The following is a 14,459-nucleotide window of genomic DNA, read 5'->3' on the forward strand; positions in this document are numbered from 1 at the left end:
TGGGCTACTTCGAGGAGGCGGTGGGTCAGGGCGGGGTCGGCGATGATGCCGACGGCCTTGGCGCGGCGGACGTCGATCGGGTCGGTATCGCCGAGCGCGGCCAGGGCATCGGCGACCTGGTTGACGGTGGCGTGGAAACGGATCACGTCGCCGGTCGCGGCGCGCAGGAACAAGGTGGTGGTGCCGTGATCATCGGTGCGGCCCGGCCACACTCCTCGCTCGCGGGCCTTCTCCTCGGCCTCCGCACGGGCTGCCTCGGGATCGGCCTGCCATTTCGCGGTCCGCACGATCCGCTCGACGCGCAGCGGAGTCAGCGTGTCGAGGATGTGCGCGACGCGCTCGTCGACCAGCGCGGCCGCCTGCTCGGACAGACCGTCGCAGGCGGTGGCGACCTGGCGGGCCTTCCACTCCGTGGCCTGACCGGCGCGGACCTGCGCCCAGGTCAGCGGTAGCCGGTGCCGCAACGCCAGCGCCTGACCCAGGTAATGCGCCGCCGCGTACTTCCCCTTCCCGATCACCGCACCGAACTCCGCCGGCGCAAACTCCGCCACCGCCGGGCACCCCGCACCGCCATACACCTTCCCGCGTTCTCGCCCAGGAGCCGGAGGCGGCACATGACCACCATCCAACCCGGCGGGATCGGGATGCAGGTCGGCGAAATGCAGGGCGTGTTCGATCAGCGCGAGGTCGATCTCGACGCGCTGCTCATGAAGACGAGCCGCCGAGGCGAGCGTCGCCCGGGCGTCGAGTTCATTGAGATCAGTATCGAACATGTGTTCGATACTACTACATTACGTAGTAGATGGGCAATCCGATCAGCCTCCTTCGCTCAACCGGCGATGCGCGGCGACGGAGCACAGGCGGAGCGGGGCTCGGGGGTTGGCGGGGGGCGGGGCGGTTGGCGCGGCCGCCGGCGTACAAATGAGTTCGCCGCCGAACTGCCCGGACTGCTCAATGATCCGGAAGCCGTGGCGCTCCAGTTCGGTCCGCAGGGCCTCGACCGTCAGGTGACGGCGGTTCGGGATGTACCAGGAGCTGCCGAATCGGACCGAATCGGTGACCTGGGTTGGCTCTGGGGCCCAGACGATGCCGGTCCTCGGGTCATAGTGGTCATCGTCGCCGTAGACGCGGCCGGGTTCATACATCGCGGTGCTGATCAGATACCGGCCATTAGGTGGGAGCCGACGGTGCACGCCCGCCAGGACGTTGCCGCGGTCGACCTCTGTAACTATGGACTGGAGGAGAACATAGTCGAAGTGGTCGTCGGCATCCGGCCACTTGCAGATGTCTTGCACGGCGAATCGGATCTCCAGGCCGCGCGCCTCGGCGAGCTGGCGGGCTACCGCGATGGCGTCCGGCACAAGGTCAACAGCGTCGACCTGGAAGCCGCGCTGAGCAAGGAAGCAGGCGGCCGCGCCTGTGCCGCAGCCGTACTCAAGTACCCGCCGGCCGTGGGCCTGCTCGCCGGTCGGCAGCGCGCGATCCAGGAAATCACGGGCCTGGAAGTCCTCGTATCCGCCTGTATCGCGTGTGTGCAGGTCGTTCCATAGGTTCAGGCCTTCGCGACGAAGGCGCTCGTACGCGGCCATATGTTCCGCTTCGTAGTATCGACCGGACATTCAGGCAGTGTATGACCGGACGCCAGCCGTCCTCCTGGAGATACAGAACGGGCGGTCACTGGCGCACCCACGCCAGCCGACTGACAACCCCTCTGACTGTTTCTCTTCTTTGTCTTTGTTCTTTGCGTTTCTGGGAGGGCGGCGGTTAGGTATTGGGGTGGTCGTTGTTGGTGGTGTGGAGGTCGAAGGCGGCGTCGATGAGGAGTTCGGAGGCTCGGGCCGGGTCGGTGAGGATGGCTTGGATGACGTGGCGTTGGTCCCAGCGGGCGGCGGACCAGGCGAGGGCTTTGGCGAGGCCGTCGAAGGTGGCGGCGTGGGGTTCGCCGGATTCGGTGACCCACCAGGAGACTTCGGTGCCGTCGACGGTGAGTTCGTCGTGTTCCCACCACAGGGCGGGGGTCTCAGGGACGAGTTCGCGGACGATCGCCGGTACGCCGGCCTCGGTGCCGGGGCTGGTGATCTTGCCTTCGGCAACTTCTTGGGCCATCGGTAGATCCAGCAGGTCACCGAGTCCGTCGGCGACTACACCCCACGCGATGACGAAACCGCCGAGGTCCGGGCGTTGCAGCCACATCGGCGCATCGGCGACGACGGCCTCCCCCGCGGCGACGATCGCAGTACGTGGCTCTTCTGGGTCCTCGGTTTCGGCGGTGAGGACCCGGAGGTGGGTGGGCGGATCCGGGGCGTAGACGGTGAGTTGACCGAGGTGGTTCCAGAGACGGAGGAGTGCGCTCTCACCAACCTCCCGGGCCGGGTCTGCCAGTCGGGTGAGGACCTGGGCGACGCCATCGGCTTCCAGGTCGCCGACGGCGCGGACCAGCCCGATCGCGGTGCGGATCTCCGGGTCCAAGGCAAGGACCCACTCGGGGGCTTCGTCCAGGAAGGCGGCGAGGTCCGGGTCTGCCTCGGGATCCGCGCGGCCGGCAAGCGGTGAGCCATCGGGGAGGAAGAGATGTTCTCTGATCCACCAGGCCGCGTACGACGGTCCGCCGACCGCTCGATCATCCGGTCCGACGACCCGCACCGGCTCCACCAGCGCCTGGCGGAGTTCCGGCGAATCCCCGATCATCGACAGCACCTGCGGCCACGCATCGTCAACGACCCAGTCGAGGTCGCGGATCGCCAGCAGCTCCCCCACCGTTGCGCCGAGCCTCGATCCACCCGGCGCCACGTCGTACGCCCAGTCCTCGATCCCGTCGAGGTCAGCCAGTGACTCCGGCAGGTCGTCGAGCACGACATCGGACGCAGCAACGGTTCCCAGCGAGTTGAGTACGCCGATCGCTTCGAGAGCAGGGATTCCGAACCGATCCACGACAGCCTGGGAGATCGGCGCGACCTCCTCGTCGTCCAGCACGTCAGCAGCGGCGGAGCCCGGAATCACCAGTGCGTTGGCCGGGACGAGTTCGCCTTCGGCGTCCCGTAGTACGAGGTCCGACAGCCACCAAAGACCATCCGCCTGGGAAGGATCCGCGGCGACGACAGTCAGTACGGCGTCCGCGATCGTCTCCGGATCATCAGCCTCGCCGGAGTGCTCAACGGCGACCCGTACGGCGTTGTCGGCCAGCAACGCGTGTGGCGTCGTGGGCAGCGCGCCGAGTCGTTCCAGCGTCTCGTGCACCGCATCCGGATGGACCACCCGTACGCCGTACTCGCCGAAGACAGCCAGTACCTCGGCCGGCAACTCGTGTCCAGGCAGCAGCAAGCCCCGCACCCCGCGAACGAGCCGCCCATCGGCGAGCGGAACAGGCAAGGCACCCAGAGGCTCCCGCAGCAGCGCATCCGTGACCATCCCGGAGAGCGCTCCATAGATCTCCCGCCACCACTCCGGCGACCGCGCCTCGCCGGCCGAACCCAGCTGGTCGACGAGCTCAGCAAGCTCCAACCGCCGAACGCCCAAAGCATCCAGTGCAGTCCGATCCTGGCGAGGCGACGCAATCAGGCCCGGCACCAACGGAGCCATCACACTGTTGAATGCGTCATCAGACCCATCGATTGCTACGGACGAGCGCGGCGCCAGCAAGGCGGAATCCTCAACCGCCCTGAGCAACGGCGTCGTCGGCAGAACGGCAAGAATCGCCTCCCGCACAGCACGATCGAGTCCGCCCGCAGCCAGCCCGACAGGCACCAGAGGCAGCACGGACGCGCCGTCCTCGGCACGCTTCCGCAACAACCCCGCATACGCGGAAGCCGCTTCCTGGACAAGCCTGTCGGTCAACGGCCCAGCAGCAACATGCCGCCGCGAAGGATCCAGCGGAAAGGTTGCCAACAGCAACGCAGGCAGCGACAACGGCTCGTCCGTCGGCGTCGGCGCATGCACCGTCCGCGGTACGACGCCCAGCGGGTCACGCGGCAGCGCCCACAGCACCGACCAGTGCGGACGCCACCGCTCCTCGGTCGGCCGATCCGCCAGCAACCGCTCTCTGTCGTTCTCGTCAAACGTCCCACCGGCCCGTACGACGTACCACCGCGACTCGGCGTCGGTGAGAACCCGTTCTCCCCCCTCGACATCGATCTCGATCCGCTCGAGTCCCGGCAGGGCGAGGAGCAACGCGTCATCGGCCTCGCCGAGCAACCGGCGTACGAGCTCGGTGGCGGCCTCGTCGCGCAGTGGCAGGATCACCGCCGTGTCGTAGCCTTCCGGCGGTTCTCCGTCGGCTTCGAACGGCAACCGGAGTACGGGCACCTGGCCGTCGCGTCGCCGGACCTCGTCCGAAAGCCCAGCCGAGCCGAGGGCCGCGACCGCCGCGGCGCTGTCCGCGCGAGAGAACCGGACGCCACCTGTCCGGGACAGAATCACCGGTTCGTCGCTGACTCCCAGCACCGCCGAGAAGCCCACCCCGAACCGCCCGACCGATCCAGCGCCCCGAGCCCCGTGCGCCGAGTCCTCACTCTTCGCCGACGCGCGCAGCGTGGCGAGCGACTCGACTCCTTCGGCGGACAACGGCGTACCGGTATTCGCGACGACCAGTGTCGAGTCGCGGAACGAGAACCGCACCCGCCCCGGTACGCCGGATCGCGCGGCCGCGTCCGCGGCGTTCTGGGCCAGCTCGACCACCACCCGGTCGAGGTAGCCGCCGAGTGCCAAGTCCTCCTCGGCGTTGGCGTCCTCCCGGAACCGCACGGGCGCGGCGGCCCAGGCGGTCAGTACCCGTTCGCGTATCGCTGCAGTCCCGAAGACGTCATCCACCCCGAGGAGTATGCCCGTGCCACCGAACGACGCCTAAGGTGGCCGGGTGGACTTTCAAGATGTGGTGAAGCGGCGGCGGATGGTTCGCAAGTACGACGTTGAGCGGGCGGTCCCGCCGGAGGTGGTCGACCGGATCCTGCAGAACGCGTTGCGCTCCCCGTCGGCCGGCTTCGCGCAGGGATTCGGGTTCCTGGTGCTCGACACTCAAGAAGACATCGCCCGGTTCCGGACCGCCGCGACGCCGGCCGAAGACGCGGACAAGTGGTTCGCGGCGAACGTCCAGGCGCCACTGCTGATCGTGGTGCACTCGAACAAGGACGCCTACCTCGACCGGTACGCCGAGCCCGACAAGGGGCACGACGATCGGGCGGAGGACTGGTGGCCGGTGCCGTACTGGGATGTCGACGCCGGGATGGCGGCCCTGCTGATCCTGCAGACCGCGGTCGACGCGGGACTCGGCGCGTGCTTCTTCGGCCTCGAGGTGGAGACCATCCCGACGTACCGCGAGCAGTTCGGCGTACCGGACAACTTCAAGCCGATCGGCGCGGTCTCCATCGGGTACTCCGACGAGCCGCCGCGCGACCTCAGCAAGCGGCGCAAGCCGATGACGGAGCTCATCCACCGGTCCCGCTGGACCGCGTGAGACATGGGGCTTCCGGCTGACGGTCACGTCCACAGCCAGTTCTCCTGGGACGCTGCCCACGTCGGCAACATGGAGGCGACCTGCGCGCGGGCGATCGAACTCGGTGTACCGGCGGTGTCCTTCACCGAGCATGTCGACTTCACGCCGTTCCGGGCCGGCTTCCTCGCCGAGCAGTTCGGCCATCTGGTCACCGACGGGATCCTCACCGCGACCATGCTCGACGTCGCTGCTTATCAGGAGTCCGTCGAGAAGTGCCGCGCGAAGTATCCGGAGCTGCGGATCCTGACCGGGATGGAGGTCGGGCAACCGCATCTGCAGGTCGCCGAGGTCGCCGGTCTCCTTGCCCAGGGCACCTTCGAGCGGGTGATCGGTTCACTGCACTGCCTGCTCGACGGCGAGGTGTACGCCGAACCTTGGGAGCTGTTCCCGCATCAGCCGGCCGATGAGGTGTTCCGCGAGTACCTGACCGAGATCCCGCGGATGGTGAATGGGTCGGACGCGTTCGAGGTGTTCGCGCACATCGACTATCCGGTGCGGTCGTGGCCCGGCGGCAGTGAGGCGTTCGAGCCGGGCGATTTCGAGGAGGAGCTGCGCTACGCGCTGCAGGCGCTGGCCGCCGGAGAGCGCGTTCTCGAGATCAACACACGCGTCCCTTTGCATCCGACGATCCTGCGCTGGTGGCGTGAGGAGGGTGGGCGACGGGTGACCTTCGGCAGTGATGCGCATACCCCGGAGGCGCTCGGGCTGGGATTGCGCGAGGCCGCTGCTTTGGCGGAATCAGTGGGATTCGGACCAGGCGCGAAGCCCGAAGATCCCTGGAGCTGAAGTCGTGCCGGAAGGGTAGCCAGGTCTGCCCTTCCAGCACGACGGCGGGTTACTCGAACGGGCAACCCGGGTTGGGCGCATCCTCCGACAACGGGCTGCCGGCCGGGTCGACGTACAGGACCTCCAGGACGACGGGCGTCGTGCCGAGGTTCTGGCCGATGTGCACGTGGTCCTTGCCGCTGGGCTCGACGAAGGCGGCGCCGGCCTTGTAGACGGTGGCCTTGCAGTCAGCGTCCGGGTGGGTCAGCGTGCCCTGCTTCACGTAGGCGTAGAGCGTGCCGTCGTGGTAGTGCCAGCCGGTCTTCCCGCCCGGCGCGATGGTGACCTCGCGCAGGATGTAGTCCTTCCCGCCGACCGTCGTCTGGGCCAGGATCGTCCCCGTGACACCGGAACCGGGGGTCGCCTCGGCGGTGACCGGGATCAGCGCCAGACCGGCCGCGGCCAGGCCGGCGAACAGTCCCCGAGTCGCTCCACGCATGAGTAGTTCCTTTCACTCTGGATGGGATACCGGTCCATCCTGGCAGCAGAACCGCTATCTTCGGTGCGGTGATCTCACCTGGCAGTCGCTATGTCTCTTTGGGCAGTTCGTTTGCCGCCGGCCCCGGAGTCGAGCCCCGGCTCGACAAGGCTTCGGGGCGATCGGGCCGCAACTACGCGCACCTGGTCGCCGAGGCGCTCGAACTCGATCTGCACGACGTGACGTACTCCGGTGCGACCACCGCGAACCTGCTGTCCGAACCACAGGACGGTGCCCCACCGCAGATCGATGCCGTCGGCCCCGAAACGAAGCTGGTCACGGTGACTGCCGGGGGCAACGATCTCGACTACATCGGCACCTTCATCCGCGGCAGCATGATGAACACGCTGGCCCGGCCGGTCGGCCTGGTGGCGAAGCGACTCGGCAACCGGATCCGGGCCCGGGTGAGTTATCTGAAGGACCAGGCGTCGTACGACGCGGCGGCGGACTCCCTGGTCGACGTGGTTGAGAGGATCAGGGAGCGCGCTCCGGCCAGCCGGATCCTGCTGGTCGACTACCTCACGGTCGCCGGACCGGCGACGCGGCCGCGGCTCGACGTACCGCTCAATGAAGAACAGTTGCCGAGTGTCGTGACGATGGCCGAAGGTCTTGCTGCCGCGTTCGCGACGGCGGCCGAGCGATCAGGTGCCGAACTGATCGCCGCATCGGCCGCCAGCCTCGACCACGCCGTCGGTTCCGCCGAGCCCTGGACGACCGGCTTCAGCCTCCGCGGTGCGCCCTATCACCCGAACGAGGCGGGCATGCGAGCCGTCGCGGACCTGATCGTGAAGCATCTGGGCGCTTAGAGCCAATGCTGGCGAGAGGCCTGGACGCCTAGCTGGAAGCGGGTCTGCGCGCCGAGGGTCTCTTGCAGCCGGCTGATCCTGCGCGCGATCGTCCGTTCGCTGACGCCGAACTCGCGGGCGATCGACTCGTCGGTGAGGCCGGCGCTCAGATAGGTCAGCAGCCGCTTGGTCTCCAACGCGGGCGCACCACTTGTCTCGGTGCCACTGGTGATCGGCACCGCCATTCGCCACAGTGCATCGAACACTCCGACGAGGCCGGCCAGGATTGGTGAGTGGTGCACGACCATCGCCGCCGTACTGGTGATCTCGCCGACCGTCGTACGGGCAGAGACCAAGGCCCAGCGGTCGTCGACGATGGTGAGATTCAGCGGCACCTGCGGGAAGACCCGTGCCTGCTCCCCCGCGTCGACGCACTGCTGCACCATCCGGAGCGCGGCCGGATCCTGCAGCACCTGCGTCCCGTAGATCACCTCGTACCCGACCCCGCGCGCCAGCGCCTCGAACAGTCCGTCGACGATCTGATGATCCGGCGATGCGAGGTTGCCGACCGTCATCGCCCGGACCTGTTGCTGAGCGTCGATCTGGACCGAGTTGAGCACGGCCCGTGCGGTTTCGCCCGACGGTAGTAGTTCGACGTACGTCTGCTGCCCGATCCCGGCAGTCCACAGCTCGGAGAGCAAGGATGCGCTCTCCCGGGCCAGTTCAGCGTCTCTCGTACGCCGTTGCGCCAGCGTCTCCATCGCCAGGTGCGGCGGCTGGGGCTGCACCTTGCCGCCGGACCACTCGATCAACCCGACCGCGGCCAGCTCCCCGAGCGGTCCGTCGAGGTCGTCGCCATGACGGACGGCGACCTCGTCGACACCGAGCGTTCCGCGCGCGATCAGGTCGAGGTAGATCGCCTCGGCCTCGGCCGAGATCCCCAGCGCGCGGAGTTGCTGCATCCCTCCTGTGTATCAGCTTTGCGGCATATCAGCTTTGCGGCGTGAACACGTACGGCGTGGTCGTGGTGACCGGGAGGAAGCCGAGCCGCTGCAGGATCGGCGAGCTGTCGTCGGAGGCATCCACCTGGAGGTACTTGTAGCCGAGCTCCACCGCCCGCGCGGCGCGGGCCGCGACCAGCGCCTTGTAGATCCCCTTGCCCCGCCACTCCTCCAAGGTCGAGCCGCCCCACAGCCCGGTGAAGTCGGTGCCCTTCTTGTAGACGGCCCATGCGGCGGAGACCACCTCGCCATCGGCTTCCGCGACGAAGATGTCGGTCAGCCCGGTCGCCTGCCGCCGTACCAGGTCATCGGTGAGCCAGGACCAGTCCGCGTTCCAGACCGTCGACTCCATCGCCGCGATCCGCTTGAAGTCGGCCTCTTCAGCCGTACGCCGGATGGTGACGCCGTCGACCTGGTCCCGCCCCTGGAGCCGGTCGACGATGTCCGCGCTCTCCGCGATCACCACCGTCTCGCGCTCCTCCGGAACGAACCCGGCGGCCGTCAGCCGGTCGGTCAGATCCGCGGGGAGGTCGTGGCCCCGGGTCTTCCACTCGACCGGCTGGTTCTTCGCCGCGAAGTAGTCGCGCTGGCGCGCGATCAGCCCGTCCAGATCCTCGACGCCCTCGAGCGATCGGTAGCTCACGAACCCGCGATTCGGGTACTCGACCCGGATCACCGGGCCGTCGGTACTGGTCGGCACATCGGCTGCTTCGGAGCCGCCGCGCAGTTGATCGTCGTACGCCGCCAGCAGGACGGCCGCCTTGTTCGTATCAGTCACCCGAGGACTCTGACACGACCCCGGGGTGCCGGCGTAGATGTTTTTGTCATCACTGTCCGCCGGAGCAGGTTCAGTACTGCGCGGCGGCAGGTGATCCGCGCTGTCTTCGACGGTTCGTCGTACGAGGTCTTCCGGCGGATGTCGTCGGCGACGCCCTTGCGGGTCACGAGCAGGCTCATCTGGTCCATCAGTCCGTCCTCCGTCCAGGTGGCCCTTCTCGGGCCTTTGCTGGGACGTCGGAGCCGATCGGCCGATCTTGACATCACCCTCGCTCGGTGGCCAGGACCAGTCTGCGAAGGAGGACGATCAGCTCGTCCTGCTCCTGCTCACCGAGTTCGTGGACGAGGTCTTCCTCCACCCGGGAGATCTCGCCGACACCTTGCTGCCAGACCTTGAGGCCTTCGTCGGTGAGCATGGCGACGACCTTGCGCCGGTCGTCGCGGTCGTGCTCGCGGACGACGTACCCACGGCGTACCAAGGTATCCAGCCGGTTCGTCAGGGTCGCCGGTGAGAGATTGAGCTGGGTCGCCAGCTGCCCCGGGGTCGCCCGGTACGGCGAACCGCCGCGGCGGAGCATGTGCAGCGTCTTGAACTCCCACCACTGCAACTCGTGTCCCGCCAGCACGGCGTCCCGCCGTCGGTCGAGGTACTTCGCCAAGGCGTGCAGCCGGGTCGAGATCCCCTCCACCCGGAGATCCATCTCGGGCAGTTCCTTGGCCCACAGGTCGATGTGGTGGTCGATCGCATCTTTCACGGATCGAAGTATTCGGCCGCTGAAGCTTTGTTGTCAAACCTTTCGACGTCGAAATACTCTGCCGGCATGACTCAGATCGCGCTCTCCGCCGTGCTCCACTCCGCCACCAGCCTGATGCGATCCGGCCGCTGGGCCGATGCGGCAGACCTTCTCGAGGCCGTCACCCCGGCCGATCCTGCTGAGCAGCTAGCCGTAACCGCTCTCCGGGCCGAGGTCGCCGTCGACCAGGACTTCGCCCAGGCGCAGGACACCGCCGGACCTGCCCTCGAACGCTTCGAGAAAGCGCTCACCGACTCCCCCGACGAGACCCTCCGCTGGGATCTCGCGATGCTGACCCTCCGCAAGACCTACGGCTCAGCTCTGGCGAACCTGCGCGAAGCCGAGGAGGACGGCGTAGTCGATCGCGATGCGAGTAAGAGGCTGGCTGCGGAGGCTGCCGCGCTCAGCGCGACAGCGCCGGACGACTCCCGAGCCGGGCATGCGGCGTTCTACGGCGGGGTGATCGCCGACAACCTCCTGATCGAGCCCGGGGAGGCGTTCCGCCTCTACACCACAGCCTTCGAGCTCGGCGAACGCTCGGGCGACAAACTCCTGATCTCCTTGGCACTAAGGCATCTCGGCGATCACGCCCACACCGCCGGCGACCTGAAACTCGCCCGCGCCCACTGGGAACGCTCCACCGAACTCCGCCAGCAGATCGGCCACCTCCTCGGCTCCCTCGCCCAGCAGGCTCTGCTCGCCGTCCTCACCAAAGACGAAGGCAACCCGGCCGGCGCAGCAACCCTCGCCACCGAGATCAACCGCTGGTCGAAGCAAGTGAACCTCCCCTGGATCACCACCCAAACCGCCGCTCTGCTCGCCTGACTCCCCGACCGGATCAGGCGGACTGCCGGACCACCAAGCGAGGAGCAAAGATGACCGACGTGGGTTCGATGGTGGGGTCGGCGATTCGGGCCAGTAGGAGGCGGGCCATTTCGGCGGACATCTCCTCCAGCGGCTGGGCGATGGTTGTCAGGCCGGGCTCGGCCTGGCGGGCCGGCAGGCTGTCGTCGAAGCCGACGACGGCGACGTCCTCGGGCACCCGGCGACCGTGATCGCGCAGTACCTGAAGAGCTCCCTCGGCCATCAGGTCGTTCGCGACGAAGACTCCGTCCAGGTCGGGGTGGTCGCGCAGCAGCCGCATCATCGCGAGCTCACCGCTCTCCCGAGTGAAGTTGCCGATGGCAACGGGTACGTACGGGCGGCCGTGCTGCGCCATCGCCTGCCGGAAACCCTGCTCGCGGTCCCGGGCGGCGAGCACCGCCGAGGGACCCGAGATGGTGGCGACGTTGCGGCAGCCGCGGCCGACCAGACGCTCGGCGGCCAGCGCGGCACCTTTGTCATGATCCAGATCCACGAAGCTGATCGGTGTCGGCCGGCCAGGTCTGGCGAACAGCACCGCCGGCAGGCCTTCCTCGACGAACTGTCCAGGGAGCGCATCATCCGCATGCGTTGACACCAACAACGCACCATCGGCGCCGCCCTTGCGGACGAAGGCGACGGCTTTGGCGCGCGCTTCGTCGGAGTCGGCCAGCACCAGTAACGGATGAATCCCTTCCGTACTGAGGTGTTTGACCACTCCGCCGGCTATCCGGCCGAAGAACGGATCGCCGAAGACCTGCTCGGCCGAACCGTCCGAACCCGACAGCACCAAGGCGATCGAGCCGGTCTTGCCGCTCACCAGCGACCGGGCCGCCGAGTTCGGCGTGTAGCCGGTGACCTTGACCGCCTCCTGGACGGCCTTCACCATCGCCTGGTCGACCGTGGCGACGCCGTTGATGACCCGGGACGCGGTCGCCCGCGAAACACCGGCCACCTTGGCCACATCGACCAAGGTGGGCTCGCGATTCGCAGACTTCGTGCTCATGGCACCGGATCGTATCTCGGTCAACGCCGTCTCCCCTGTCCGTTGTCCACAGGTCCGGCGGCCGCTGCCACGACCGCCGGACGTCTTGGAGATTCAGTTCTTGTAGATGCCGAACTCGTAAAGGGAATAGCCGAAGCCGGTTCCGCGCTGGGTGCCGGTCAGCCGCACGTACCGGCCCGAACCCGCCGCGCCGGCGAGGTCGTCGACATCACCGTTGCCGTCGGTGGTGTTGTAGACCGGACGCCAGTTGGTGCCGTCGTCGGACGCCTCGATCCGGTACGACCGCGCGTACGAGGTCTCCCAGATCAGCTGGATCTTGTTGAACGACTGCACCGACCCCAGATCCACCTGGATCCACTGCGGGTCCGACCAGTCGCTGGCCCAGCGGGTGGCGTTGTTCCCGTCGGTCACGTTCGACGGCGGATACGGCGCGCCGTTGCCGTTCTGCTGGTACGACGAAGCCGTCACCGCCTTGCCCCGCGCGATGTTGGTGCCCGTGACCGGCGGGGCGACGACCCGGAACGACCGGGTTTCGATCCCCACGTTGCCGTGTCCGTCGCGGACGTAGTCGTACAGCTTCCAGACCCCGAGCCGCTGCGGCACCGTCACCGTGAACGGCCCGTTCCCGCTCGACGGCGTACCCACCAGGGCACCACTGCCGTCGATGTACTTCCCGCCGACCTTGAACTCGTGGGTCAGCGCGTCCCCGTCAGGGTCGGTCACGTTGACGTTCACCGAGATCGTCCCGCCGGCCGGGACATCCGTCGTACGGGACAGTGTCATGTTGTTGATCACCGGGGCCGTGTTGCCGCCCTGCTGGCCACCGAAGGCTTGGCGTACGGCGTACCAGGACAACCGCTTCTCACCGGCGGGTGTGAGGTTGAACCAGACGGCGCCGAAGTCGTTCTCGGTGCCGTAGTGGAACAAGGTGGCGCCAAGTGCAACGCCCGCATGCCCGGTGATGCAGTTCCAGGCCTGCAGGTAGCCGTCACGCTTCTGGATGTCCGTGGGCTCGTTCGGTACTCCGTTGGCGTCGTTCGGCACCTCCCACTCGCCGGCAGGTCCGGCCTCGGTGACGATGTACGGCTTGTTGTAGCCACCGTTGATCCAGTCCTGCTTGACCTGGCAGATGTGGCCGTACGAGTTCACCGCGAGCAGGTCGAGGTCCGGCGTGTACTGCTTGAAGTACGGCCAGGCCCCGGTCCAGGCATCGGTCGAAGTGACCGGGTGGTTCGGGTCGATCGCGTGGATGGCACGCGTCGCGTCGTTGACGAAGCGCGCATAGGCGATCCGCTGGTTCTCCAGCTCGGTTCCGGAGAAGCAGTTCTGCATGCCGAGAACTGATTCGTTGCCGACGTTCCAGAGCAGCACGCCCTGGTTGTCCTTGTACTCCGTCGTCCAGCGCTGGATCTCTGCCAGCATGTTGTTCTTGTACGTCGTATCGGTGACGTAGTTGACGCAGCCACCGCTACCGGGCCCACCACCAGGCTGGAGCCAGTAGCCGGCGATCACTCGCATACCGTTCGCGGCCGCTGCGTCGAAGAGCGGCTTGGAACTCGCATCCGTCCCCCAGGTACGGACGGTGTTGACGCCGATCGACTTGAGTTCGGGGAGCCGTTGAGCCGCCTCGCTGGCCGGCGGACCCCAGGTCAGGCCCTTGATCGTGAAGGGTGCGTTGTTCACCAGCAGCTGCCAGTTGCCCTGGCTTCCGCCGACGTGCACGGTTCCGTTACCCGGCTGCGGACCACTGCCGCCGCCCGTGCCGAAGACCTGGAACTCCCAGAGCGAGTAGCCGTAGCCACCGACGCGCTGGGTGCCGTAGAAGCGCACATACCGGCCGTTGCCGCTCACGTTGAGCGTCTCCGTGCCGCCATGGCCCGTCGTAGTGCTGTAGATCGGGGTCCAGTTCTGCGCGTTGCCGGACACCTCGATCCGGTACGCCGTTGCGTAGGCCGCTTCCCATCTCAGCACGATCTGGCTCACGTCGGCGGACGCGCCGAGGTCGACCTGGAGCCATTGCGGGTCGCTGAAAGGAGTCGACCAGCGGGTGTTGAGGTTGCCGTCGACGGCCGCGGCGGCCGGCGTACCGGCGCCTTCGTCGGCGGACGAGGTCACCGGTTTCCCCTGTGACAGCAGGGTTGCCGCGTGGGCCGGGACGACGTTGCCGAGCAGCACGACGGCGGCGGCGACGGTGGCCGCGATCGCCGAACGGACACGCCGGCTGCGACTTCGGGCGCGCGGCCGGTCGTGACTTGTCACGAGATTCATCGGGGTACTCCTCGCTGTGTGCATGGGGCGGAACGGCACAGCGACCGGCGGGTGAACGGGGGCGGGTGCCGGTGGCCGAGAGATCAGAGAGCGCTCTCTCGTGAGCTGATGGTTACGGCTGGGTTGCCTGCTTGTCAACGCCTCGTCACGCTCAGCCGGTTCCGGAACCGCGCGGC

The 14,459-nt window shown here is 67.7% G+C and carries 14 protein-coding genes; 4 read left to right on the top strand and 10 right to left on the bottom strand.

Translation table 11 applies throughout. The annotated features are described in order from the left end of the window. The 3 genes from ABZ004_RS09300 to ABZ004_RS09310 all read right to left on the bottom strand — a co-directional run. A partial coding sequence (locus tag ABZ004_RS09300) for a DUF222 domain-containing protein (protein WP_355679292.1) occupies nt 1–773 on the bottom strand: 773 nt, incomplete at its 3' end. Nucleotides 774–815: 42 nt separating this feature from the next. Beyond that, nucleotides 816–1,619 (bottom strand): class I SAM-dependent methyltransferase, encoded by an 804-nt coding sequence (locus ABZ004_RS09305; RefSeq protein ID WP_355679293.1) that lies wholly within the window; start codon nt 1,617–1,619, stop codon nt 816–818. A 145-nt stretch (nt 1,620–1,764) separates the two neighbouring features. Further along, nucleotides 1,765–4,806 carry a hypothetical protein gene (locus ABZ004_RS09310; RefSeq protein WP_355679294.1) on the bottom strand — a complete coding sequence of 1,014 codons (3,042 nt, stop codon included), beginning with the start codon at nt 4,804–4,806 and terminating at the stop codon, nt 1,765–1,767. Between the two features lie 46 nt (nt 4,807–4,852). Between ABZ004_RS09310 and ABZ004_RS09315 the strand changes: the two genes are divergently transcribed. Next, nucleotides 4,853–5,449, top strand: a complete 597-nt coding sequence (locus tag ABZ004_RS09315; RefSeq protein WP_355679295.1) for a nitroreductase family protein — start codon at nt 4,853–4,855, stop codon at nt 5,447–5,449. A 3-nt stretch (nt 5,450–5,452) separates the two neighbouring features. Next, nucleotides 5,453–6,274: a PHP domain-containing protein gene (locus ABZ004_RS09320; RefSeq protein ID WP_355679296.1), complete on the top strand. Its 822-nt coding sequence runs from the start codon at nt 5,453–5,455 to the stop codon at nt 6,272–6,274. Between the two features lie 49 nt (nt 6,275–6,323). Here the strand turns inward: ABZ004_RS09320 and ABZ004_RS09325 are convergent, their stop codons facing one another. Continuing rightward, on the bottom strand, nt 6,324–6,752 hold the full coding sequence (locus ABZ004_RS09325; protein WP_355679297.1) for a cupin domain-containing protein: 429 nt from the start codon (nt 6,750–6,752) through the stop codon (nt 6,324–6,326). A gap of 68 nt (nt 6,753–6,820) precedes the next feature. Between ABZ004_RS09325 and ABZ004_RS09330 the strand changes: the two genes are divergently transcribed. After that, a complete protein-coding gene (locus ABZ004_RS09330) occupies nt 6,821–7,597 on the top strand; it encodes an SGNH/GDSL hydrolase family protein (protein ID WP_355679298.1) in 777 nt (258 codons plus the stop codon). On the opposite strand, the gene ABZ004_RS09335 is transcribed toward ABZ004_RS09330, so the two are convergent. The 4 genes from ABZ004_RS09335 to ABZ004_RS09350 form a co-directional block, all read right to left on the bottom strand. Next, nucleotides 7,594–8,538 (bottom strand): LuxR C-terminal-related transcriptional regulator, encoded by a 945-nt coding sequence (locus ABZ004_RS09335; protein ID WP_355679299.1) that lies wholly within the window; start codon nt 8,536–8,538, stop codon nt 7,594–7,596. The two genes, ABZ004_RS09330 and ABZ004_RS09335, sit on opposite strands and share 4 nt — an antisense overlap. Nucleotides 8,539–8,566: 28 nt before the next feature. Next, nucleotides 8,567–9,355 (bottom strand): GNAT family N-acetyltransferase, encoded by a 789-nt coding sequence (locus ABZ004_RS09340; protein ID WP_355679300.1) that lies wholly within the window; start codon nt 9,353–9,355, stop codon nt 8,567–8,569. Further along, the gene (locus ABZ004_RS09345; protein ID WP_355679301.1) at nt 9,352–9,543 is read right to left on the bottom strand and encodes a hypothetical protein; all 192 of its coding nucleotides are present in this window, start codon (nt 9,541–9,543) and stop codon (nt 9,352–9,354) included. The genes ABZ004_RS09340 and ABZ004_RS09345 overlap by 4 nt, the downstream gene beginning before the upstream one ends. A 74-nt stretch (nt 9,544–9,617) precedes the next feature. After that, complete coding sequence (locus ABZ004_RS09350; protein WP_355679302.1) at nt 9,618–10,109, bottom strand: MarR family transcriptional regulator; 492 nt, start codon at nt 10,107–10,109, stop codon at nt 9,618–9,620. A 66-nt stretch (nt 10,110–10,175) separates the two neighbouring features. Between ABZ004_RS09350 and ABZ004_RS09355 the strand changes: the two genes are divergently transcribed. After that, nucleotides 10,176–10,973, top strand: coding sequence for a hypothetical protein (locus tag ABZ004_RS09355; protein ID WP_355679303.1), 798 nt, complete (start codon nt 10,176–10,178; stop codon nt 10,971–10,973). Nucleotides 10,974–10,986: 13 nt separating this feature from the next. Here ABZ004_RS09355 and ABZ004_RS09360 read toward each other — a convergent pair whose 3' ends face one another. Together ABZ004_RS09360 and ABZ004_RS09365 are read right to left on the bottom strand one after the other, a co-directional pair. After that, the gene (locus ABZ004_RS09360) at nt 10,987–12,015 is read right to left on the bottom strand and encodes a LacI family DNA-binding transcriptional regulator (protein ID WP_355679304.1); all 1,029 of its coding nucleotides are present in this window, start codon (nt 12,013–12,015) and stop codon (nt 10,987–10,989) included. Nucleotides 12,016–12,108: 93 nt separating this feature from the next. Further along, nucleotides 12,109–14,283, bottom strand: a complete 2,175-nt coding sequence (locus ABZ004_RS09365) for a discoidin domain-containing protein (protein ID WP_355679305.1) — start codon at nt 14,281–14,283, stop codon at nt 12,109–12,111. Nucleotides 14,284–14,459: the final 176 nt, after the last annotated feature.

Source organism: Kribbella sp. NPDC006257, assembly GCF_040613535.1.
In the GTDB taxonomy this organism is placed as follows: Bacteria; Actinomycetota; Actinomycetes; order Propionibacteriales; family Kribbellaceae; genus Kribbella.